This window comes from Mesotoga sp. UBA5825, from assembly GCF_002432955.1.
Classification (GTDB): Bacteria; Thermotogota; Thermotogae; order Petrotogales; family Kosmotogaceae; genus Mesotoga.
Genome location: NZ_DJHG01000004.1, coordinates 1 through 2,267, shown reverse-complemented (window position 1 = coordinate 2,267; position 2,267 = coordinate 1). Strand labels below are relative to the sequence as shown.

Sequence of the window (2,267 nt, the reverse complement as noted above, 5' to 3'; positions counted from 1 at the left end):
ACCCCGGCAACTATGAAGCCGGTATCGGCAGTTTGCTGGATGCTGAATGCTGCATCATCAGCTGACCCTCCGAGGCACTTCTGCCATGTTATGTTACCTGTGCTATCCAGTTTCACTATCCAGTAATCAGTTCCGCCATACTTGCCAGTAACATCTCCATTGTTTGAACTTGTAACCCCGGCAACTATGAAGCCGGCATCGGCAGTTTGCTGGATGCTGAATGCTACATCATCAGCTGACCCGCCAAGGCACTTCTGCCAAATGATGTTACCTATACTGTCCAGTTTCACTATCCAGTAATCAGTTCCGCCATACTTGCCAGTAACATCTCCATCGTTTGACCTTGTATACCCGGCAACGATAAAACCGCCATCGCTAGTTTGCAGGATACTTAATGCTTCATCATCAGCTGACCCGCCAAGGCACTTCTGCCAGGCAATGTTACCTGTACCGTTTAATTTCACTATCCAGTAATCGAATTCTTCACTACTTCCGTGTTTGCCAGTAACATCTCCATTGTTTGACCACGTACTCCCCGCCACGATAAAGCCGCCATCGCTAGTTTGCTGAATGCTTTGTGCTTCATCATAATCCGACCCGCCAAGGCACTTTTGCCAAATGATGTTACCTTTGCGGTCCAATTTCACTATCCAGTAATCGCCTCTGCCATGATTGCCAGAAACGTCTCCGTCGTTCGAATTTGTATACCCGGCGATGATATAGCCGCCGTCGCTCGTTTGCCAGATGCTGTGTGCTTCATCATAATCCGACCCACCAAGGCACTTGGAAAAGGAAGTGTTTTCATATGTGAAAGTCCAGCTAATTATGTTGGAGTAAGCATTTTCATTATCTTTTGCCCTGACGTCAAAGGTATGAACCCCTTCTTTATATCCACTCCATTCATAAGAAGAAGATAACCCGTTAGTTTCCCAACTAATCCCGTCTTTCCTGAATTCGTACGTCGTTATCGTCCCGTCCGGGTCGCTGCCATTCCAGATGAATGTTGTACTGCTCTGAGATATAGTTCCAGACGGCCCACTGATTTTGATCAGTGTCGGAAGTCTGTTCCGAACACCAGGGCACCCTGTGATAAGAAGCGTCGAAGCTACTAGCAGCATAAGCAACAGAACAGAAATAGAGCAGTTCTTCATAATCGCACCTCCATGAGTCAAGCCTCGAACTCGAATTAAACACGGGAAGTCTAGACAACAAACGACAAGGTGTGCAACACACTCGCAACATCAATATAGCACAAGTTACATTATTTACAAAGTGAAGTAGACATTGCTATTAAGGAGATGTTGCACAAATGGCGAAGTGACTCACATCTCCTTTGACGAGCTCTTGCTGGGAATGTTTCGGTATTCGAGTACTTATTTTCTATAGCAGAATCTTCACGAGATAGTCTTTGAACTTCTCCAAGGGAGCTATTGTGTTTTTGTTGGAAACAGTTATTTCTTAAACAAGAGTAAATTCGAGAGCCACGATAGTTCTTGCATGAGTAAAAACGAACTTATTCTATAAAGATCACACACACATTCAATCCGGCTGACATTTGTCTGTGTACTCCAGAAAACCTAGATATAAGGCATAGTGTTGCTGTCAAATAAACGAACAAGTACTATGACTCTTTAGGCCCGACCCTTCAATTATCCAAGTTGTGCCAGTCAATGAGATGCAAAAGAACAGTTAGTAAAACAGTAAGTAAGGACTTTTCTTGTCATGGGACGCACTCGCGTATATTGATTGGTTCTAGTCAATCCGAAAGAGAACTCGCAATGTCATGCATTAAAGAGCAAATTAGATTGTGGATTGTTATAGCGACAATCCTTTTGTCGTGTTTCTTTGAAAACCTTTAACAAAAAGTGAAAGATCGTTTTGAACAGGTTTGGGTTGGGTTCCGTAATGCATCATAATTAAATCTACTCAAGAGGGTTCTAGCATTATTAGATATATAGAATGTTATAATGTAGAACGTAAGATCGTGCAATCTGTAATAAACATTTCGGTCTTCTCGTTTCCTTCTCAAGTCAAGTATCCTATTGGGGGCCATTTCGATGAAAAGAGTATCTGTTTGGGTAATAGCTTTCGTTTTGATCCTTTTGGTTTCATCCTGTGTTCCGTCTAATCTGAAACCCATATTGCTGAAAGTCAGGGGCCTCGAAGGCGTCATTCAGGTATCGACGAATTCTTTTGAATGGATAGGAACCGATACAGATGGCATCATTGACAGATATAATAGAACAGGGTCAGACTCCATTTTTCAC

The 2,267-nt window shown here is 43.0% G+C and carries 1 protein-coding gene and 1 pseudogene; one reads left to right on the top strand and one right to left on the bottom strand.

The window, feature by feature from the left end; translation table 11 throughout:
* Nucleotides 1–1,151, bottom strand: a pseudogene (locus B3N33_RS00150) (hypothetical protein); the annotation flags it as partial.
* 906 nt (nt 1,152–2,057) lie between these two features.
* Between B3N33_RS00150 and B3N33_RS00145 the strand changes: the two are divergent.
* On the top strand, nt 2,058–2,267 hold a 210-nt coding region (locus B3N33_RS00145), incomplete at its 3' end, for a hypothetical protein (protein WP_292591749.1).